The sequence below is a fragment of the Parachitinimonas caeni genome (assembly GCF_030129945.1).
GTDB classification, from domain to species: domain Bacteria; phylum Pseudomonadota; class Gammaproteobacteria; order Burkholderiales; family Chitinimonadaceae; genus Parachitinimonas; species Parachitinimonas caeni.
Genome location: NZ_JARRAF010000003.1, coordinates 68,097 through 85,341, shown reverse-complemented (window position 1 = coordinate 85,341; position 17,245 = coordinate 68,097). Strand labels below are relative to the sequence as shown.

12 protein-coding genes are annotated in these 17,245 nt (G+C 54.6%); 9 read left to right on the top strand and 3 right to left on the bottom strand.

Features of this window, described 5'->3' with window-relative positions:
- Positions 1 to 70: 70 nt before the first annotated feature.
- Positions 71 to 451, bottom strand: a complete 381-nt coding sequence (locus PZA18_RS03345; protein WP_284099375.1) for a DUF2237 family protein — start codon at positions 449 to 451, stop codon at positions 71 to 73.
- Positions 452 to 856: 405 nt separating this feature from the next.
- Here PZA18_RS03345 and PZA18_RS03340 point away from each other — a divergent pair, with 405 nt between their 5' ends.
- The 5 genes from PZA18_RS03340 (at position 857) to PZA18_RS03320 (ending at position 10,701) form a co-directional block, all read left to right on the top strand.
- On the top strand, positions 857 to 2,161 hold the full coding sequence (locus tag PZA18_RS03340) for a hemolysin family protein (RefSeq protein WP_284099374.1): 1,305 nt from the start codon (positions 857 to 859) through the stop codon (positions 2,159 to 2,161).
- A gap of 484 nt (positions 2,162 to 2,645) precedes the next feature.
- A complete protein-coding gene (locus tag PZA18_RS03335) occupies positions 2,646 to 4,607 on the top strand; it encodes a dynamin family protein (protein WP_284099372.1) in 1,962 nt (653 codons plus the stop codon).
- A gap of 1,771 nt (positions 4,608 to 6,378) precedes the next feature.
- The gene (locus PZA18_RS03330; protein ID WP_284099371.1) at positions 6,379 to 6,702 is read left to right on the top strand and encodes an H-NS histone family protein; all 324 of its coding nucleotides are present in this window, start codon (positions 6,379 to 6,381) and stop codon (positions 6,700 to 6,702) included.
- Positions 6,703 to 7,360: 658 nt separating this feature from the next.
- Complete coding sequence (locus PZA18_RS03325) at positions 7,361 to 10,180, top strand: VIT domain-containing protein (protein WP_284099370.1); 2,820 nt, start codon at positions 7,361 to 7,363, stop codon at positions 10,178 to 10,180.
- Positions 10,181 to 10,317: 137 nt separating this feature from the next.
- Positions 10,318 to 10,701, top strand: coding sequence for a hypothetical protein (locus PZA18_RS03320; RefSeq protein WP_284099369.1), 384 nt, complete (start codon positions 10,318 to 10,320; stop codon positions 10,699 to 10,701).
- Positions 10,702 to 10,759: 58 nt separating this feature from the next.
- Here PZA18_RS03320 and moaA read toward each other — a convergent pair whose 3' ends face one another.
- On the bottom strand, positions 10,760 to 11,782 hold the full coding sequence (gene moaA, locus PZA18_RS03315) for a GTP 3',8-cyclase MoaA (RefSeq protein ID WP_284099368.1): 1,023 nt from the start codon (positions 11,780 to 11,782) through the stop codon (positions 10,760 to 10,762).
- Positions 11,783 to 12,151: 369 nt separating this feature from the next.
- Here moaA and PZA18_RS03310 point away from each other — a divergent pair, with 369 nt between their 5' ends.
- Together PZA18_RS03310 and PZA18_RS03305 are read left to right on the top strand one after the other, a co-directional pair.
- On the top strand, positions 12,152 to 13,456 hold the full coding sequence (locus tag PZA18_RS03310; RefSeq protein ID WP_284099367.1) for a S1 family peptidase: 1,305 nt from the start codon (positions 12,152 to 12,154) through the stop codon (positions 13,454 to 13,456).
- A 137-nt stretch (positions 13,457 to 13,593) separates the two neighbouring features.
- Positions 13,594 to 14,898, top strand: coding sequence for a serine protease (locus tag PZA18_RS03305; protein ID WP_284099366.1), 1,305 nt, complete (start codon positions 13,594 to 13,596; stop codon positions 14,896 to 14,898).
- 134 nt (positions 14,899 to 15,032) lie between these two features.
- Here PZA18_RS03305 and PZA18_RS03300 read toward each other — a convergent pair whose 3' ends face one another.
- Positions 15,033 to 16,070 (bottom strand): Leu/Phe/Val dehydrogenase, encoded by a 1,038-nt coding sequence (locus tag PZA18_RS03300; protein WP_284099365.1) that lies wholly within the window; start codon positions 16,068 to 16,070, stop codon positions 15,033 to 15,035.
- A 387-nt stretch (positions 16,071 to 16,457) separates the two neighbouring features.
- Between PZA18_RS03300 and crcB the strand changes: the two genes are divergently transcribed.
- Positions 16,458 to 16,841 (top strand): fluoride efflux transporter CrcB, encoded by a 384-nt coding sequence (gene crcB, locus PZA18_RS03295; RefSeq protein ID WP_284099364.1) that lies wholly within the window; start codon positions 16,458 to 16,460, stop codon positions 16,839 to 16,841.
- A 47-nt stretch (positions 16,842 to 16,888) separates the two neighbouring features.
- A complete protein-coding gene (locus tag PZA18_RS03290) occupies positions 16,889 to 17,221 on the top strand; it encodes a DUF190 domain-containing protein (protein ID WP_284099363.1) in 333 nt (110 codons plus the stop codon).
- The last annotated feature ends 24 nt before the right edge of the window (positions 17,222 to 17,245 follow it).

Here is a 17,245-nt window from a genome sequence, read left to right as displayed (position 1 = left end):
GGCCTACGTGTTCAATATAGATCTGACCTGGGTTGAAATGCCAGAGATTTTGTACTGGCCGGATGAATGGTCAGTTTGCTGTTGGGCGATCCAGTGCGAATTCGACCAAGGTTTCCAGCGACACCAGATCCAGAATGCCTTCGTCGGTTGCTGCCATGTATATAGGGGGAGCGTGGCCGCTGGTCAGGGCTTCAACCCAGCGCGTTGCACATAGGCACCAGCGGTCACCCGGCTTAAGCCCGGGAAAGCCAAATTCGGGACGTGGTGTCGAGAGATCATTACCCACCCGCTTCGAAAATTGCAGAAAGTCCGCACTGACCTGTACGCAGACAATGTGACGGCCTGCATCCTGCTCGTTATCCCGGCAGCAGCCATCCCGAAAATAACCGGTAAGTGGCGCGAAGCTACAGGGCTGTAGCGGCAGGCCGAGAACATTCATACGTGTAGACATGGCTTGGCTGGCTTTCTCGGGTAAATGCAGGGGTTGCAAATTACTTGATTTCGGTTCGATGCACACAATCCCTGGCAATGCCATCGGTGCAACATCGGCTAAAATCAATAAAGTCTGAAATATATCCCGCTTTGCGTAATAGGGATTGAAAGCAGTTTTGATTCAAAGCTATCGGTAATGGGTGAAAATTTTAATATGAATCAATGATTTGGTGCGGTGCCTTTGGCGGGTGTTGAGGCTGTAATTGGTGGCATAAACGTAAACCTCCCGCGCCCATAAAGCGCATGGGTGTCAATCATGATTAGCAGGCTCTTCACCGTGGCACTTAGCTGGCTCGTGTATGATGCGCGCCTTTCCATTATATTGCTTTCTTCTTCGTAAAATAGGGGTGAAAACCTAAGTCTCATGGACAGCCTGTTATTGTTTTCGGCAATTCTTTTAGTATTTCTTAATGGATTTTTTGTAGCGGCCGAGTTTAGCCTGGTGAAATTACGGGCAACCCGGGTCCGTACCATGGTCAAAGTATATGGACTGCCTGGAAAAATCCTCGGTCGTGTCCATTCAAGGCTTGATGCCTATCTGTCTGCCTGTCAGCTTGGGATTACGTTAGCCTCGCTAGGGTTGGGGTGGGTGGGTGAGCCGGCCTTTTCCCGAATTGTCGAGCCTGTTCTGACCTTTTTTGGTGTCGATTCCCCGGCGCTTTTGCATGCGGCATCCCTGACGATCTCCTTCTCGGTCATTTCTTTCCTGCACATCGTAGTTGGCGAACTTGCGCCAAAATCATTGGCGATTCGGCTGTCCGATAAAGTAGGGCTGTGGACCTCCGTTCCCCTCTATGTTTTCTACTGGATCATGTACCCCGGTATCTGGGTGCTGAACGCCAGTGCCAATCTGATCCTGAAGTGGCTTGGCCTGTCCGGCTCTGGTGAGCATGAGGCTCATTACAGCGCAGAGGAGCTCAAGCTGATTTTGCGTACCAGTCGCGCCAGCGATGTGTTTACGCAGGATGAGTGGGCGGTGCTGGCGCATACATTGGATTTTGGGGACCTGACTGTTGCCGATTTAATGCGCCCTTTCCACGAAGCGGTGTCCCTGTCTGCCGATGCAAGCCATGCGGACAATCTGCAGCGGATTGCGCACCAGCGCTTTTCACGTTATCCGTGGCTGGATGAGGATGGGAATGTGAAGGGGCTATTGCACGTCAAGGATCTACTGCCTGCGCTGGTGGACGGGCAGGGTGTTGGAGATTTGCGCGAATACCTGAGACCCGCATTGCTGATATCGCCCGACATGAAAGCCGTGGAGCTAATGCGTCGTTTCCGCACGGGGGCACCGCATTTCGCGACGGTCGGAATCAAAGGCCAAGCCCCGCTTGGATTTATTACGCTAGATAACCTTCTCGGTGCTCTGGTGGGGGAAATTCGAGATGAATTCCGGCAAAGCCATCAAGAGTGGATACGCCAGGATGACGGGACATTGTTGGGCAAGGGCAGTCTGCCTATCTTCAGTCTTGAGCGAGCGCTAGGTGTTGAAATCGTCAATGACGAAGTTGATTCAGTAGGTGGCCTGGTGATGTGGAAACTGGGCAGCGTGCCGCGCGAAGGGGATCGGGTGAAATTCGAGCGCTTCGATGTGGTTGTCAAGAAAATGAAGGGGCCGCGCATTGTGCTGGTTCGCGTACACCCTCACGATCCAATGCCCGACGCATGAGTTAACTTGCAAATTGGTCAGAGGATACAAAAATAAATATCTACGCGCTGCGGCCGTTTTATTTTTGGGTTGCGCCGGAGTCGAGCAGTGCCGGCTCGGTACTGGCGGTTTGACGGGCGCAAATCTGCCGAAACCTTATTCGGAAATGAAATGGCAACAGCGCCACTTGATTGATGATGACCGGTCATTGCAGTTGGTGATTAAAGCGCTTGGGTATTGCGTGGGGTTTGCCCTTTTCATTTCGATGGCATAGGGCGCCCCAATCTTCTGAAGCGGCGGGTTTTTGCTTGAATTTTGACTAGACTTCAACAAATTGGTGATGCCTTGATCAAACCCTGCATCGTCTCATTTTGGCGGCAGCCGGTTGGTGGCTATGGCGGGAACACGAGATTGAATCTCCAACAGACTATGCTAAATTTGCCCCGGCCGAGGTACACTTGCCTTTGTCATTCTGAAACGCGGCACAAAACAAGGAATTCCACTCATGGGGCACGATAATTTAGTGGCCGATTTTGAGGCGTACAGTCGCTGGAGAGAAAATCTCACCAAGTCAATTGTTGATATCCAGCGCTGGTTGTCCGAACAAGACCTTAACGATGCTCAGACCAATATGCGTATCCAGCATCTGGTCGATAAGCTGCGTGACGACAAGCTCAATATTGCTTTTGTGGCCGAGTTTTCCCGTGGGAAATCAGAGTTAATCAACGCCATATTCTTCGCCAATTATAAACAGCGTATTTTGCCTTCATCTGCCGGTCGCACCACGATGTGTCCGACTGAGTTGATGTATGAGTCTTCGCGCCCCAATGCGATTCAATTACTGCCAATTGAAACCCGCGAAGGGGACACTACGACTTCTGAATACAAACGTTATCCCGATGAGTGGAAAACCATTCAGCTGGATGTTAATTCCGGCGAAGCAATGGTGACGGCTTTTCAGCAAGTTGGCCAAACCAAGCGCGTAACAATTGAAGAAGCAAAAAAGTATGGCTTGTTCGATGAAAAAGACCCTGATCATCGTTTGACGATTGGTCCGGATGGCTTGGTCGAGATTCCGTGCTGGCGTCATGCAATCATTAATTTCCCCCATCCTTTGCTCAAGCAAGGGTTGGTGATTCTCGATACGCCAGGTCTGAACGCGATTGGTACTGAACCCGAGCTGACACTGAATCTGCTGCCGAATGCACACGCCATTCTATTTTTGTTGGCGGCAGACACTGGTGTGACCAAGACCGACATTGAAGTCTGGCGCAGCCACATCGGTAAGGTGCAGGGTGGGCAACGAGGGCGGATCGTGGTTTTGAACAAGATCGATGGCCTGTGGGATAGCTTGAAGTCGGAAACGGAGATTGATGCCGAAATTTCGAAGCAGGTGAAGACGGTTGCCGATCTGTTATCGATCAAGACGAATCAGATTTATCCCGTGTCGGCCCAAAAGGGCTTAGTTGCCAAGATCAACGATGACCAGCTGTTGCTGTCGCGTTGCCGGTTGGGGGCCCTTGAGCAGGCATTGTCGGATGAGCTGATCCCATCCAAGCAGGAAATTGTTCGCGACAACACTCAAACTGAGATTGAAGATCTGGTGTTGGCAACCCGTGGCATTCTGGGCGCACGCCGTGATGGTGTGATGGAGCAGCTGAATGAGCTCAAAGCGCTGCGTGGCAAGAATCAGGATGTCATCAGCCACATGCTCGACAAGATTCAGGAAGAAAAAGAGCATTTTGAACGTGGTATGCAGCGTTTTCAGGCTCTACGTAGCGTTTTCTCGCAGCAAACCAATATTCTATTCGGATACTTGGGAATGGATCAGCTGCGCGCTCGTATTGCCAAGATTCGCCTGGAAATGGAGGACAGCACATTCTCGACCGGGCTGACCTCTGCCATGCAGAAGTTCTTTAAAGATGTGAATGCCAATATCTCGAAGTCGGCTGAGCAGATTGCCGAGATTCAGGCAATGATGGCGGCCATGTATAAAAAGTTCAGTGAGGAGCATGGTCTGGGTTCTGTCACCCCGCCGCCGTTTTCCACGCTCAAGTATCACAAAGAGATTGCTCGGCTGGAAAAGAGCTTTAACGAACATTTCAATACGCTTGGGGCGATCGTCTTTACTACCCAAGGCAAGCTGACGCGCAAATTCTTTGAGACCATTGCGAGCCGAGTGGTGTATGTCTACGAGGTGGCCAATCGTGATGTTGAAAACTGGCTGAAGGCGGTGATGGCACCTATGGAGACGCAGGTGCGTGAGCATCAGTTGCAGCTGCGCCGTAGGCTGGAAAGCGTAAAGCGCATTCATAAGGCGACAGATACGCTGGAAGACCGCATTCAGGAGCTGGAAGAAATTAACCAGTCGATTTCGCTGCAGTCAGGTGAATTGGAGGCGCTTCTCAAGAAAGCCTACAACTCATTGAATGCGCCAATGCAAATTGCTGAAGTAAAAGTGGCTTAGACCATCTGGTAAGACCACTTTGCCCTCAAAGACGCCACCGAAAGGTGGCGTTATCTTTTGTGATGCCGCAGGCGCTTCTACAACGGTACGGCAGATCGGCAGCCCAAGAGACTTGGCATACTGAGGCCGGACGATTAGGCGTATTGCGCGATGCTTGAAGAACGTTAATCATGATCTACCCCGGTTTCCCGTATGAATATGGGCGCTATCGTGGCTTACGTTGTAAACAAATTAGGCGTGGAAGCGTGGGGGCTTTCCCAAGAAAAGATTGAGTCGCTATTTTTGAATAGTGGTTTGGGCTGCTGATGCGATTCTTTCACAGTACATGTCAAGGCTTCGACACCGCTTAACCCTAGGCGCTTTTGACGCGTTATTTCCAGATCGTGTTTTGTCGGATGTGGGTCCGCAGCGAGGCAGAAAGCGCGCCGCTTGGTGGGCAACGCAGGCGGTTTTCCTCCTGTACTAACCGCTTCTCGGTTACACCTTTGCTGGCTCCAATCCGGCGAAACCCTCTGTCCCCGCAAGGGCTATGCCGTGACGGCAAACCGATTTGTGGCAACAGCCACGCAAGGCTGGGTCGATTTTTGGGGCATGGCGTTGTTAGGGTTCGCCTATTTAAGCTTGCTAATCCGCACGCACCCGGCCCAAAACTCGACTCGGTGCGACCGGAAATAAAACGTCAACAGCTCCCAGCCGCTACGCGCATCGACTTGTTGATGCCCGTATTTGGGTGGGCGTGCCGCCTGCGCAATTCCCCGACTCAAGCAAATCCGGCCAGCCTTGAAGGGAGGTTGCTGCGATCCTAATAAACTGTGGGGAAACGGTCTAAGCATATAACCAATCTTATATTTTGCTTGGTTTCTGCCGAAGTCATTACTGGCTAATTTGTTTGTGCCAATGTTCGATGTGGGCAAATCATGCACGGCATGATCGTGTTCTGTCGATACCTATTGAGGTCTGGATGAGTATGCATATCCACCACGACTATTTCTGGGATGATCTGCATATTATCGGGCTAATACCCTAGAAATTGTCCTGTTGTCAGAATCAGTGTGTGACTTGCCAGCCCCTGAATTCATGGCAGAGAAATGACAGAAATGTCACGGAAATTATCTCGGGTCTGTGGGGTAGATAAATGCGCTAACTATCTGTTGAAAAAGGAACATGGTTCGTTTATTGGCAGGAGGCGTGACAGTGCCGGAATCCCGGGCTTTGACCAAAATAGCGAAGCCTGACGAATTGCTCGACGTATCTGACTAATTACCATAAGCACCCCTGTGCAATTGCTCTACAACTACTATAAATGGGGCTACTGCATATGGCATAAAGCGCTGTAACGGCAACTTGGTCGATGTTAGTGGCGTGAAGGTTTTTGGGTTTATTTCGGATGGTTTATATCGAGATACCAAGCGAGCCGAAGCCATGTTGAACCGGTTTGATTTGCTTCATCTTATTGGCTGAAGATTACGCGACTTCAGGCTTTGGCGAGTAGTCATCCAGTGCGCCATTCACCAGGATTGATACGCCGCAAGTCGTGGTATTTTTTGCCACATTCTGTAGTTTTAAGTGTAGACAGACTGGGTATATTTTCGGTATATCGTTCAGTACATTGGGAACCGAATTAAATTTTTATTGTCCGAATTGATGCAATCCACTAGTAATTTACAAAAACCCGGTTAAAATACACTTCAAGTTAGCTTGGTTTGTTTCCAACTCATCATAGAACCGCGTTGATCAAGGGTCTGCGCGTAATGTAAACAGGAGAATTAAAATGGTCGATTTGTCCGCGCTGAGCATCCCCGAGCTTACTCAACTCGAAAAGGACGTCCAGGCTGAAATCGTTCGCCGTAAGGACACCGAGCGTTCGCGCGCCCTGCAGGATTTGCAGCAATTGGCAGCCGATCGTGGTTTTACTATTTCTGAATTGCTGGGTCAGGAACAGCCGAAAAAAGCTAAGAAGCTGATCGTTGTTCGTCCCCAATACCGCAATCCTGATGATGCAAACCAAACTTGGACTGGCCGCGGTCGCAAGCCACAGTGGGTTCTGCGTTGGGAAGCCAAGGGCGGTACGCTGGATCAAGTCCGCATCAGCTAATTGCTGATCCAGCCAATTGGCTGGCTGAAATAGCTTAAACTTAAACACCCCATGCTGAAAAGCTTGGGGTGTTTGTTTTTGTATTGCACTTTATCGCAGCTTAGTTTGACGATTGCGCGTTTTCCGATTATCCAGGCTATCTAATCAAATATCTGCCTTGGGGCGATATAGTAACTTCAGCCTCTTGAATGCAAGCGTCAACTCGTTGCCACTTGGCAAGATGTATTAATCCGATTGTCTGGTAATTTAGGCTGGCGATCATCGCGGCGTACTGACGATACCGTACGGCGTTTTATCGCAGATAGGTCAACCGGATATCATCGAGTGCTTGCGCATGGGGCAAGCCAAAGTATTTGCGGGTTGCTCATTCAGAATACGATGCACGGCACAGACTGCTGGTGAGCAGTGAATCTTCCCCTGTCGTAAACCCCCTCTAATCAAATCTGATACTGCCGGCTTTTCAATTGCCGCAGGGATCTGTTGTCGTTCGAATGTTCGTACTGAAAAAGCGGTAGAGGACTCGTTTCAAACCAGATATGGGCGTGTTTGAAAAATGGCAAGCCAGCCTGGTAAAAAATTTTTACTGATGCTTAACCCGGTTTGCTCGGTTGGTTCGTTTCATCGCACATGACAAATCTGAAAATGAGAGTTGGGAATCATGCGCTACCTATTGTTAACGGCACTATTGGGATCGGCATTGCCTGCCTGGGCAGCAACGCCATTACTCAGAGTTAATGATCCACAATCGCCTGTCGTGCTAAGCCAAGTAAAAGTCGCTGCCAGTTTATTTGGAGGCATGGCTGAAACAACCGTCGAACTTCAGTTCAAGAACAAAAGCGGCCGGCTACTGGAAGGAGAATTGCAGTTTCCATTATTGGCGGGGCAGCAGGTCAGCGGATTTGCGCTGGATATTGATGGCAAATTGCGCGATGCGGTGCCTGTGGAAAAAGAAAAGGGCCGGGCCATCATGGATGATGTGGTCCGAAACCAAATTGATCCGGCCTTGCTGGAAAAAACGGCAGGTAATCAATACCGATTGCGCATTTACCCGCTGCCGGCAAATGGCAGTCGAACGGTGCGATTGCGGTATAGCGAGTTGCTGCAAGGGGATAAAGGCACCTGGCAGTATCGGTTGCCCATGGGCTATGCGACGGGTGAGGCCAAGGTCGAAGTGCGAATTCAGGCATGTAGTGGCGTAGAACCGGGTGTGAGTGGACCGGCCGGTTTGCATACGCAACGCAAGGGTGAACTTTATGAAATGGCTTTTACTGGTGATGCCGGTGCTGCCAAGGATATTCGTGTGACTGTCCCTCAGGCTGTTGGTGCCCAAGCCTATACCGAGGCACGGCAGGGGGATCAATGGTTTGTGGCCAGTGTGCCTGCGACGGTGGCCGACGCGAAGCCGCGCCCTACGCCGCTGGGACTGACCTTGATCTGGGACGCTTCGACTTCAGCGGCCGATGACGACCATGCCGCACAATTGGCTTTGTTGGGGCGCTATTTCAAGCAGTGGCCCGATATGGCTGTCGAGTTGATTGTTTTGCGTAACGAAGCCGAGTCGCCGCAGCGGTTTTTGGTGACAGGGGGAGACTGGTCTTCATTGCGCAAAGCCCTGCAGCAAACCCGTTACGATGGGGCAACGGCGCTTGGCCGCTTGCCTAAAGTTGCAGCGGGACGGGACGTCTTGCTGTTCACCGATGGGGTGCAGACCTGGGGTTCGCGGGGTATGCCAGTGGTACAGGGAGGAAATTGGTACACCATCTCGGCTTCTGGCAAGCACGATGCGGCATGGCTCAGTCTGCAGGCCTCAATCAATGGTGGAAGCTGGATCAACCTGCAACAGCTGGGCGTTGATGAGGCTGCCAGCCGTTTGCTACAGCGCCGCTCTCGATTATCGCTTGGCAAGGGCGATGCCATGGATTCGCTGGTCTTGCAATCGCCCGAACCGGTCTCTGGCCGCTACGTGCTGGCGGGGCGTCTGGTGGCCGATGAGGGGAAGCTGCAGATGACCGAGGCCCTGCCGGATGGGCGGATCATGGTGCATGCGCTTAAGGTCAAGGCTGGTGCCAGCCAGCCGGGCATCGCCAACCTGTGGGCTCAGCTCATGCTGGAGAAAGGAGAGGCCGACCCAAAGGGTAACCGTACAGAGATCCGCCGATTAAGCCAGCAGTTTGGGCTGGTAACCAGCAGCACTTCGCTGCTGGTGCTTGAGCGTGCTGCCGATTATGTGCGCCACGAAGTCAATCCACCGGTAACCGACTTGCTGCTGAAGGAAGAGGTGCTCGATTTGCTGGCTGGCCGGAAACAGCAGCAAGCCGATGAGGATCGTCAGCATTGGAGCAAACTGCTGGCTGCGTTGGAGGAAAAGCGTAGCTGGTGGAAAACCCGCTATCCGGAAGCACGAGAAAATCTCAAGCAAAAGCTGGGGCCTCTGATGGGAGAGCCGCCGATGCCTGCTGCCATGCCGGCGCCAGTAGCAGAGTCTGCGCCATCTGCACCAAGGCAACAGTTTGAGAAGATGGAAGTCGTGCCGTCTCCTGTCCGACGCGCCAAAGTGGATACCAGCGTGTCGATCAAGCTGCAGCCATGGAAACCGGATGATCCGCTGGTAGCCACCTTGCGTAGCCAACCGGTGGAGCAGGTTTACGAGGGCTATTTGCAGGCCCGGTCGGCGATGGGGCGAAATGCCGGCTTCCTGCTCGATGTGGCGCAGCTGCTGGTTGAAAAAGGGCGCAAAGATCTGGCTTTGCGCGTTCTATCCAACCTGGTGGAACAGGAGCTCGACAACCGGCACATGCTGCGAGTGCTGGCGTATCGCTTGCGGGAGTGGAAGTTATGGGATGAGGCAATCTGGGTGCTGGAGACGATTCGCGACATGGCGGCCAAAGAGCCACAATCCTGGCGGGATCTGGGCTTGGCCTATGCCGAGGCAGGCCGACCGCAGCTTGCTGTGGATACTTTGTACGAGGTGGTGAAACGTTCGTGGGATGAGCGCTTTGCCGAGGTGGATCTGATTGCGCTGGGCGAACTCAACGCCATTGCTGCCAAGGTGGGCAAGAAGGTGAATCTGAGCAAGGTCGACCCGCGTCTGCTCGGCAATATGCCGGTAGATGTGCGTGCCGTAATGACGTGGGATGCTGACAATACGGATATTGATCTGTGGGTAACCGATCCGGATGGTGAAAAAACCTACTACGGCAATCTGCGCAGTCGTATGGGTGGGCGTATCTCGCGCGATTTCACCGGAGGATTCGGCCCTGAGGAATTCATGCAGCGCGTGGCCAAACCCGGCAAGTATGTGGTCGAAGCCAATTACTTTGGTGAGCGCCAGCAGCTGATTTCCGGCCCGGTGACTCTGCAGCTAAACCTGTTTACGCATTGGGGAAAGCCAAACGAAGCACACAAGGTCATGACTCTTCGTCTCAAACAGCCCAAGGCAACGGTTCTGGTGGGCGAGTTCGAGGTCAAGCCGGATTGAGGCAGGCAACAGGGCCCCGGCCTCACCATTGATTCTTGCCGGGGTAGGGGAAGGTAGGCAAAGGGGCCCGCTTTGGGCTATCGTTTGCCGCTTTCCCGGTGATCGCCGGGTATACATATAACAGGGAGTATCAGGCGATGAAATCCATTCTCTTCGGTTTGTTGCTGGCTTGTGGCACAGCCTTTGCGCTGGAGCCGACCGTTGAGCCGGTGTGTACTACCAGCTGCACCGAAACCGTTCGCATGCCCGGCATTTTGCTGATCAAGCTCAAGGGCAAGGATGGCAAGGTCATCCGTATGAAGTCGATTGAGTTCTCAAAAGACGCGCAATATGCCGGCTATGCCGATGGCGGCAACTTCAGCGATTTGCTACAGGAAAAAGTCACCGTTGGCAGCTATGCGTATTTCACGCAGGACGAGTCGATCATCGTCACCCTGCATCGCTACTACGATGTGGCGGGCGAATTGGCGGATGTGTCAGCCAATGTCAGCACAATCCGGCGGCGTGTCGTGGCCAAGTAAGTCCGTATCCGGCGATATGCCGGGCCGTCCGGCAAGGCAGTCTTTGCAGGCGGGGAGATTAGCCGCCCGTCTGTGACATAAAGCGGACGACTTTGTGTGGCGACTCCCTGAATTCATGGCGTTCCGGTTTGAGTTCGATGGCCTGTCGGATCGCTGCTTCCAGCCCGATATCGCTGATGCCTTCCCGCAACAGAGGGCGTAGCGGCAAACTCGCTTCCTGGCCCAGGCATAGATGCAAGGTGCCATCCACCGTCATACGCAGGCGGTTGCAGCTAGCGCAAAAGTGCTGTGACAACGGGGTGATCAGGCCCACAACGGCTTGCCCTGATGCGTCAGCCAGATAACGCGCCGGGCCACCTCCAAGCTCTGCGACAAGTGGCGTCAGGCCAAATGTGCGGGCCAGTTGTTGGCCGATCTGGCTCAAATCTATCCGTCCGGCTTGACGACCGGTGTCCCCCACGGGCATCGGTTCGATCAACCTCAAGACAAAACCGTGATCCAGTGCGAACTGCACCATGCGCTGGATTTCACCATCGTTGATGCCGGGCATCACCACCATATTCAGCTTGATCGGATCAAAGCCCGCTGCTTTACCGGCTGCAAGACCGGCCATGATGCGATCAAGGCTGTCATTGCCGGTGATGGATTGCACGCAGCGAGGGTCGAGCGAGTCGAGGCTGACGTTGATCCGGCGAATGCCAGCGGCCTTGAGTGCATCGGCCTGCCGGTCCAGCTGCGTGGCGTTGGTCGAAAGGGAGAGATCGTCGATGCCAGGTAGTGCAGCGAGGCGTTTTGCCAGCTCGGGCAGATTGCGTCGAAGCAGAGGTTCTCCGCCGGTCAGGCGGACACGGCGTAGCCCAAGCCGGCCGAATGCCGCCACTACCCGGCTTATCTCATCGAAGGTCAGCCAGTCTGCGGGCTCTTCAAAGCCTTTGAAGCCCTTGGGGAGGCAGTAGCTGCAGCGCAAGTCACAACGATCCGTCACTGATAGGCGTAAGTAATCGATCTTGCGCCCGAAACGGTCAATCAGCGCGCTGTGTGCGGTATTCGCTGTCGAAATGGGCTGGCTGAGCGGGGGCATGATCGGATATCCAGAGTTGAAAAATATGGGTGGCAGAGCTTGGTGCCATGTCTTGAGTCACGCGCTTTGAGTCAGTACCGGGCGAAGATGGCCTGCTGCGATAGACCAGAAATTTACCCAAAAGTGCGCTGGGTGGTGAGTAAATAACCATGGAGGGCAGCGCTTCTTGCTCCAGCCTTCCTGTCGCACTCGACAATCTCAATTCTGGTGATGCAACGGTCTTTGGTCGGACGATGCCTGCCAATCTGACACGGTTCGCCATTTCGGTACATTTGCCATTTTGCCCCTCAAGCCGCTGACAGCCAGGTTGTCAGTGGTAGGATTTCCCGTTTGGCATATCCAATATTCCCACATCACCTGGAGGTTGTTATGCATTTCCCTTTGCGCCGCAGCATTGCGGCGCTTGTCATGCTTGGTGCAGCGGCTACCGCATCTGCCAATCAATTTGAGATCGTCAATGGTAGCGAATCTACTCCCGGGGCCTATCCCTGGCTGGTTTCGGTGGGTAGCGCTGCGGATACGAACGCCTATCAAGCCCACTATTGTGGCGGTGCTCTCATCCACAAGCGTTGGGTGCTGACGGCCGCGCATTGTCTGGACGCCGGTCAAAACCCGAGTACCGTTGCCGTGACGATCGGCCGTCACAAGCTATCCGAGAGTGGCGGGCAGCGCATCGTTGCCAAGCAGCTGGTGCGCCATTCTGCTTACGATGCCAACACGTCCGACCATGACATTGCTTTGATCGAGCTATCAGAAGATGCGAAAAGCCCGGTTATCCGCATCCTGCCACCCCCGCTGTACCCGAAAGTCGGCACAACGCTGCGTGCTGCTGGCCATGGCGGCACGGCAGCCCCCATCGACTATCTGGCCGATACTTATAAGGTAGATAACTGCAGCAAAGACCTGCAAGCCTGCATCGAGAAAATCCAGCTTGGCGGCATCAGCGATATTGCGATGGTCCGCACGGCCTTGCTGGCAAATGGATTGGGCGATCCACTCAAGGGTATCGGCTTTGCCGAGCTGCTGGCCGAGCTGAAAAGCCGGGGTGGCAATACAGCGACGGCGACAACGGTGGATAAGCTTGTTGTCGGGTTGCTGGATGCAGGTGTCGATGTCCGGCAGATGCTGGTGATTGTTGCGCAAGCCGCTTCTGCTACCGATGAAACCCGTGAAGTCGATGTGCCCTTGGTTGATTCGGTTACCTGCGCCAATGCCGGATATGAAGGGCTGACCCCCAATATGGTCTGCGCGGGCTACAACACTCAGCCCAAAGACACTTGCCAGGGGGATAGCGGTGGCCCGCTGTTCACCCGCAACAGCAAAAACAATGACTGGATGCTGGCGGGGGTGGTCAGCTTTGGTACGACCTGCGCAACCAACTTCGGCGTGTACACCAAGGTTGCCAACTACCTCGACTGGATTCAGACAAGCGTGCCGAATTTCATGGAGGAACGGATCTTCACCTGGGGCGAGGCAACCTATCCTGACCTGTTGAAACCCACTGGTACCGAACGTTCGGCATTTTTCTCACCGTATTACGCCCGGGTTTACAGTGGTAGTAATACCGCAGTCGGTAGTGATGGCAAGAATCTGTATTTTTACGATGGCCAAACCATTTTGACACTTGGCCTATTATTTCAATTCTTTGGGTCAGTCGTAAGGGACCGTTTCTGATCGGACTGTCCGGTATTTGTACTTAAAAGCCCCGTTCGCGGGGCTTTTCCATTGATAGATTCAGACTGCAGAAAGGTTTTGGGCCAGATCGACCTGATCGGTCTGGAATATAATAGCTTTCTGATTCTGGAGGTTTTATGCGTTTCCTGTTTCGCTGTGGTCTGGCGAGTTTGGCTGTCTTGCTTGCGCTTCCGGCTTTCGCCAACCGATATGAAATTGTCAATGGCACAGCATCGGCAGCCGGGGCCTATCCCTGGATGGTGTCGATTGGGTCGGCCGCCAACTCGGATGCCTTGTCGGCCCACAGCTGTGGGGGCTCGTTGATTCATCCGCGCTGGGTGTTGACGGCCGCACATTGTCTGGAGCTTGGACAGGCTCCGGCGACAGTCGCGGTCACGGTGGGTCGTTATCGGCTGTCGGAGTCGGGTGGCAAGCGGATTGTGGCCAAGCAACTGATTCGTCATCCCTCCTTCGACGAAGCCAATGGCCCCGAGCACGACCTTGCCCTGATAGAGCTGACCGAAGATGCCGGGACTGACGTTATCCGCGTCGTGCCACCGGCCATCTATCCCAAGGTGGGCACCCTGCTGCGGGTGGCCGGGCATGGTAGTACGGCGGCACCGCTGAGTTTTCTGGAGCGTGCCTACGGTGTCTGGAAGTGTGAGGAGAGCCTTGCCAGCTGCCTGCAGGCCATCAAGCAAAAAGGGGCCGACGACCTTGGCATCGTGCGCACGGCCCTACAGGCCAATGGTCTGGAAGACCCCCGCAAGGGCGTGGGCTATGCCGAGCTCGTGGCCAGACTGCAGCGCCAAGGGGGCAATCTGGCGGCCGCTGAGTCACTTGATGCCTTGGTTCCGGCATTGCGTGATGCGGGCGTAGATGTCGTGCAGATGGTGGCGATTATTGCCCAGGCTGCACTGCGTAGCGATGAAGTCCGCGAAGTCGAGCTCCCTTTGATCGAGCAGAAGCTCTGCAAAGAGGCCAGTTTTCGCGGTATGACCGACAACCTCATCTGTGCGGGATACCTCGACCAGCCCAAAGATACCTGTCAGGGGGATAGTGGCGGCCCCTTGTTTGTCCGTGTAGAGACCAGCAAGAGCTGGATGCTGGCGGGGGTGGTCAGCGCCGGACGTACCTGTGCGACGACATACGGGATCTATACCAAGCCAGCTAACTACCTCGACTGGATTCAGAAGTACGTGCCGAACTTCCTGGAAGAGCGCTTGTTCATTTGGGGAGAGTCGGCTTATTCGAGCATTTTCACGACAACCGGCGAGGAGCGCTCGTTTATCGCCGCCCAGTTTTATGCGCGGATTTTCCTTGGTAGTAATACGGGTGCGGGCAGCGATGGCAAGTCACTGTATTTCTACAATGGCAAGTACATTTATCCGATGGGGCCTCTGGATTACTTTTTTCAAATGGCAGTGGATGCCAAGTATTAGGTTCTGTTGACGTTTTCACCAGACCTGATCAGCGGAGCCTGACGGTTGCTGCAACCTTGCAATTATCTGGCGACCGCTGACCGGCCAAACAAAAAGCCCCTTTTGGGGCTTTTTGTTTGGGGTGCGGACGGGGATCAGGCGGAGAAGCGGGCCCGAGCCATTTCGTCTGCCACGCTGGCGGGGTTGGCCCCACGGCTGGCGGCGCTTGTAAAGATTTCGGTCAGGGTGTCGGCAATCTTGCGAACACGGCCTTCAACCTGTTCGGCCGGTTCCTTGAAGTATTCGGCACAGACCTTGATGATGCCGCCAGCGTTGATCACGTAGTCTGGGGCATACAGGATGCCGGCTGACTTCAGGTGCTCGCCCAGGGCATCGGTTGCCAGCTGGTTGTTGGCTGCGCCGGCGATGATCTTGAACTTGAAGCGCGAAGCGGTCTTGTCATTGACGATGGCACCCAGCGCACAGGGGGCAAAGACCTCGGCATCGACATCGTAGATTTCATCCGGGCCGACAACCTTGGCGCCGAATTCCGCTGCGGCGCGCTGGCAGTTATCAGCATGAATATCGGTCACAATCAGGCGAGCACCTGCTGCGTGCAGCTGACGAGCCAGATCGTAACCAACGTGGCCCAGACCCTGCACGGCAACGGTCATGCCGGCAACCGAATCTGCACCAAGCCGGTGTTTTGCGGCCGCACCGATACCAACGAAAACACCGAGCGCTGTGGCGGGTGACGGATCGCCACGACCGCCAAGCTCACCACCCAGACCTGCAACGAAACGGGTCTTTTCCCTTACCAGCGCCATATCGGCAGGTGAGCTGCCGACATCTTCTGCCGTAATGTAGCGGCCAGCGACGCGCTCGACGGCTTCGCCAAAAGCCAGCATCAATTCTGGTGTCTTGTCGGTGCGGGCATCCCCGATGATGACAGCCTTGCCGCCGCCAATCGGCAGGTCGGCCATGGCGTTCTTGTAGGTCATGCCACGCGACAGACGCAGCGCGTCGGTCACGGCAGCCTGGGTGTCCACATATTTCCACATCCGGCAGCCGCCCATAGCAGGGCCGCGATGGGTGTTGTGGATGGCGATCACGGCTTTCAGGCCGGTTTTCGGGTCGTTGGCGAACACGACTTGTTCGTGTCCGTCGAAATCAGGTAGTTCGAATACGTTCATGATTCCCTCTTCTGTCTGGTTGACGGGTGCAATGGGTCATCGCCGCGACCGGATTGGGTGCTGGCGTGGTTCGGGTAATGCGAAGTGGCCGTTCAGAACAGGCGAGAAGGGGGAGCGCGCCGGAGGGCGCAAGTCGTGCAGGGCATCATTGTTGTCTCCGATTGGGGTCGCTGTTCGGACGCCCCCGAGGGTGGCCTGCCGGGTTGGCGAGCTAGCTCGATGGGGCGGACTACTGCGCGGCGATTGTGTCGTCGCTGGAGCCGAAGATACCGCAGCAGGGCCGCATGCGGCAACCACTGCGGGCAGCCAGGGGCGCTGATATCGCTCTATATTGACAGAGCCAGCCCAACACGCTGGCTCGCAAACAAATTTAGAAAGTCTGACGTAATGTTCAAATCTGTTCTGGCGATTTCCATGGGAGCGGCGATAGGTGCCGTATTGCGTTGGTTGCTGGGGGTACGTTTCAACCCGGTTTTTCCTACCATCCCACCGGGCACATTGCTTGCCAACTGGCTTGGCGGGTATCTGATTGGTGTCGCGGTAGCCTTTTTTGCGCAGCATCCAACCTTGCCGCCGGAGTGGCGCCTGTTTGCAATTACGGGTTTTCTTGGGGGATTGACGACGTTTTCGACATTTTCTGCCGAAGTCGTCCAGCTGCTGCAGCAGGGGCGTTTTACGGAGGCAATGACGGCGATTGCCGTGCATGTAGTCGGTTCCCTGCTGATGACACTGGCAGGGATCGCCAGCTACGGTTGGCTGGCGCGATCTTGATCGGGCGCTGTCGGCAATCGCCGGGGTGACCCACCAGGGAGGGCAGGATGAAGGGCTTTCAGCTGACTTTTATCACGCAGCAGAACAAGCAGCATGCAGGCAAGCCGGTGGCTGAGTGGTTGCTGCAGGAAGCGCGGCAGTTGGGCATTCAAGGCGCCACCGTCTTGGCGGCCAGTGAAGGTTATGGCCGGCATGGCCAGCTGCATGCGGCACGTTTTATCGAGTTGGCCGATCAGCCGGTCGAGATTGTGCTCGCCGTGACGCTAGATGAGGCTGAGCGGCTGTTTGCCAGTCTGGCAGCACAGCGGCTCGACCTCTTTTATATCAAGACACCCATCGAATTTGGCTGGTGCAGCGAGCGGAGCGCCAACAGAACCTGACAGCCTGTCGGCTGCCCCGTTCTG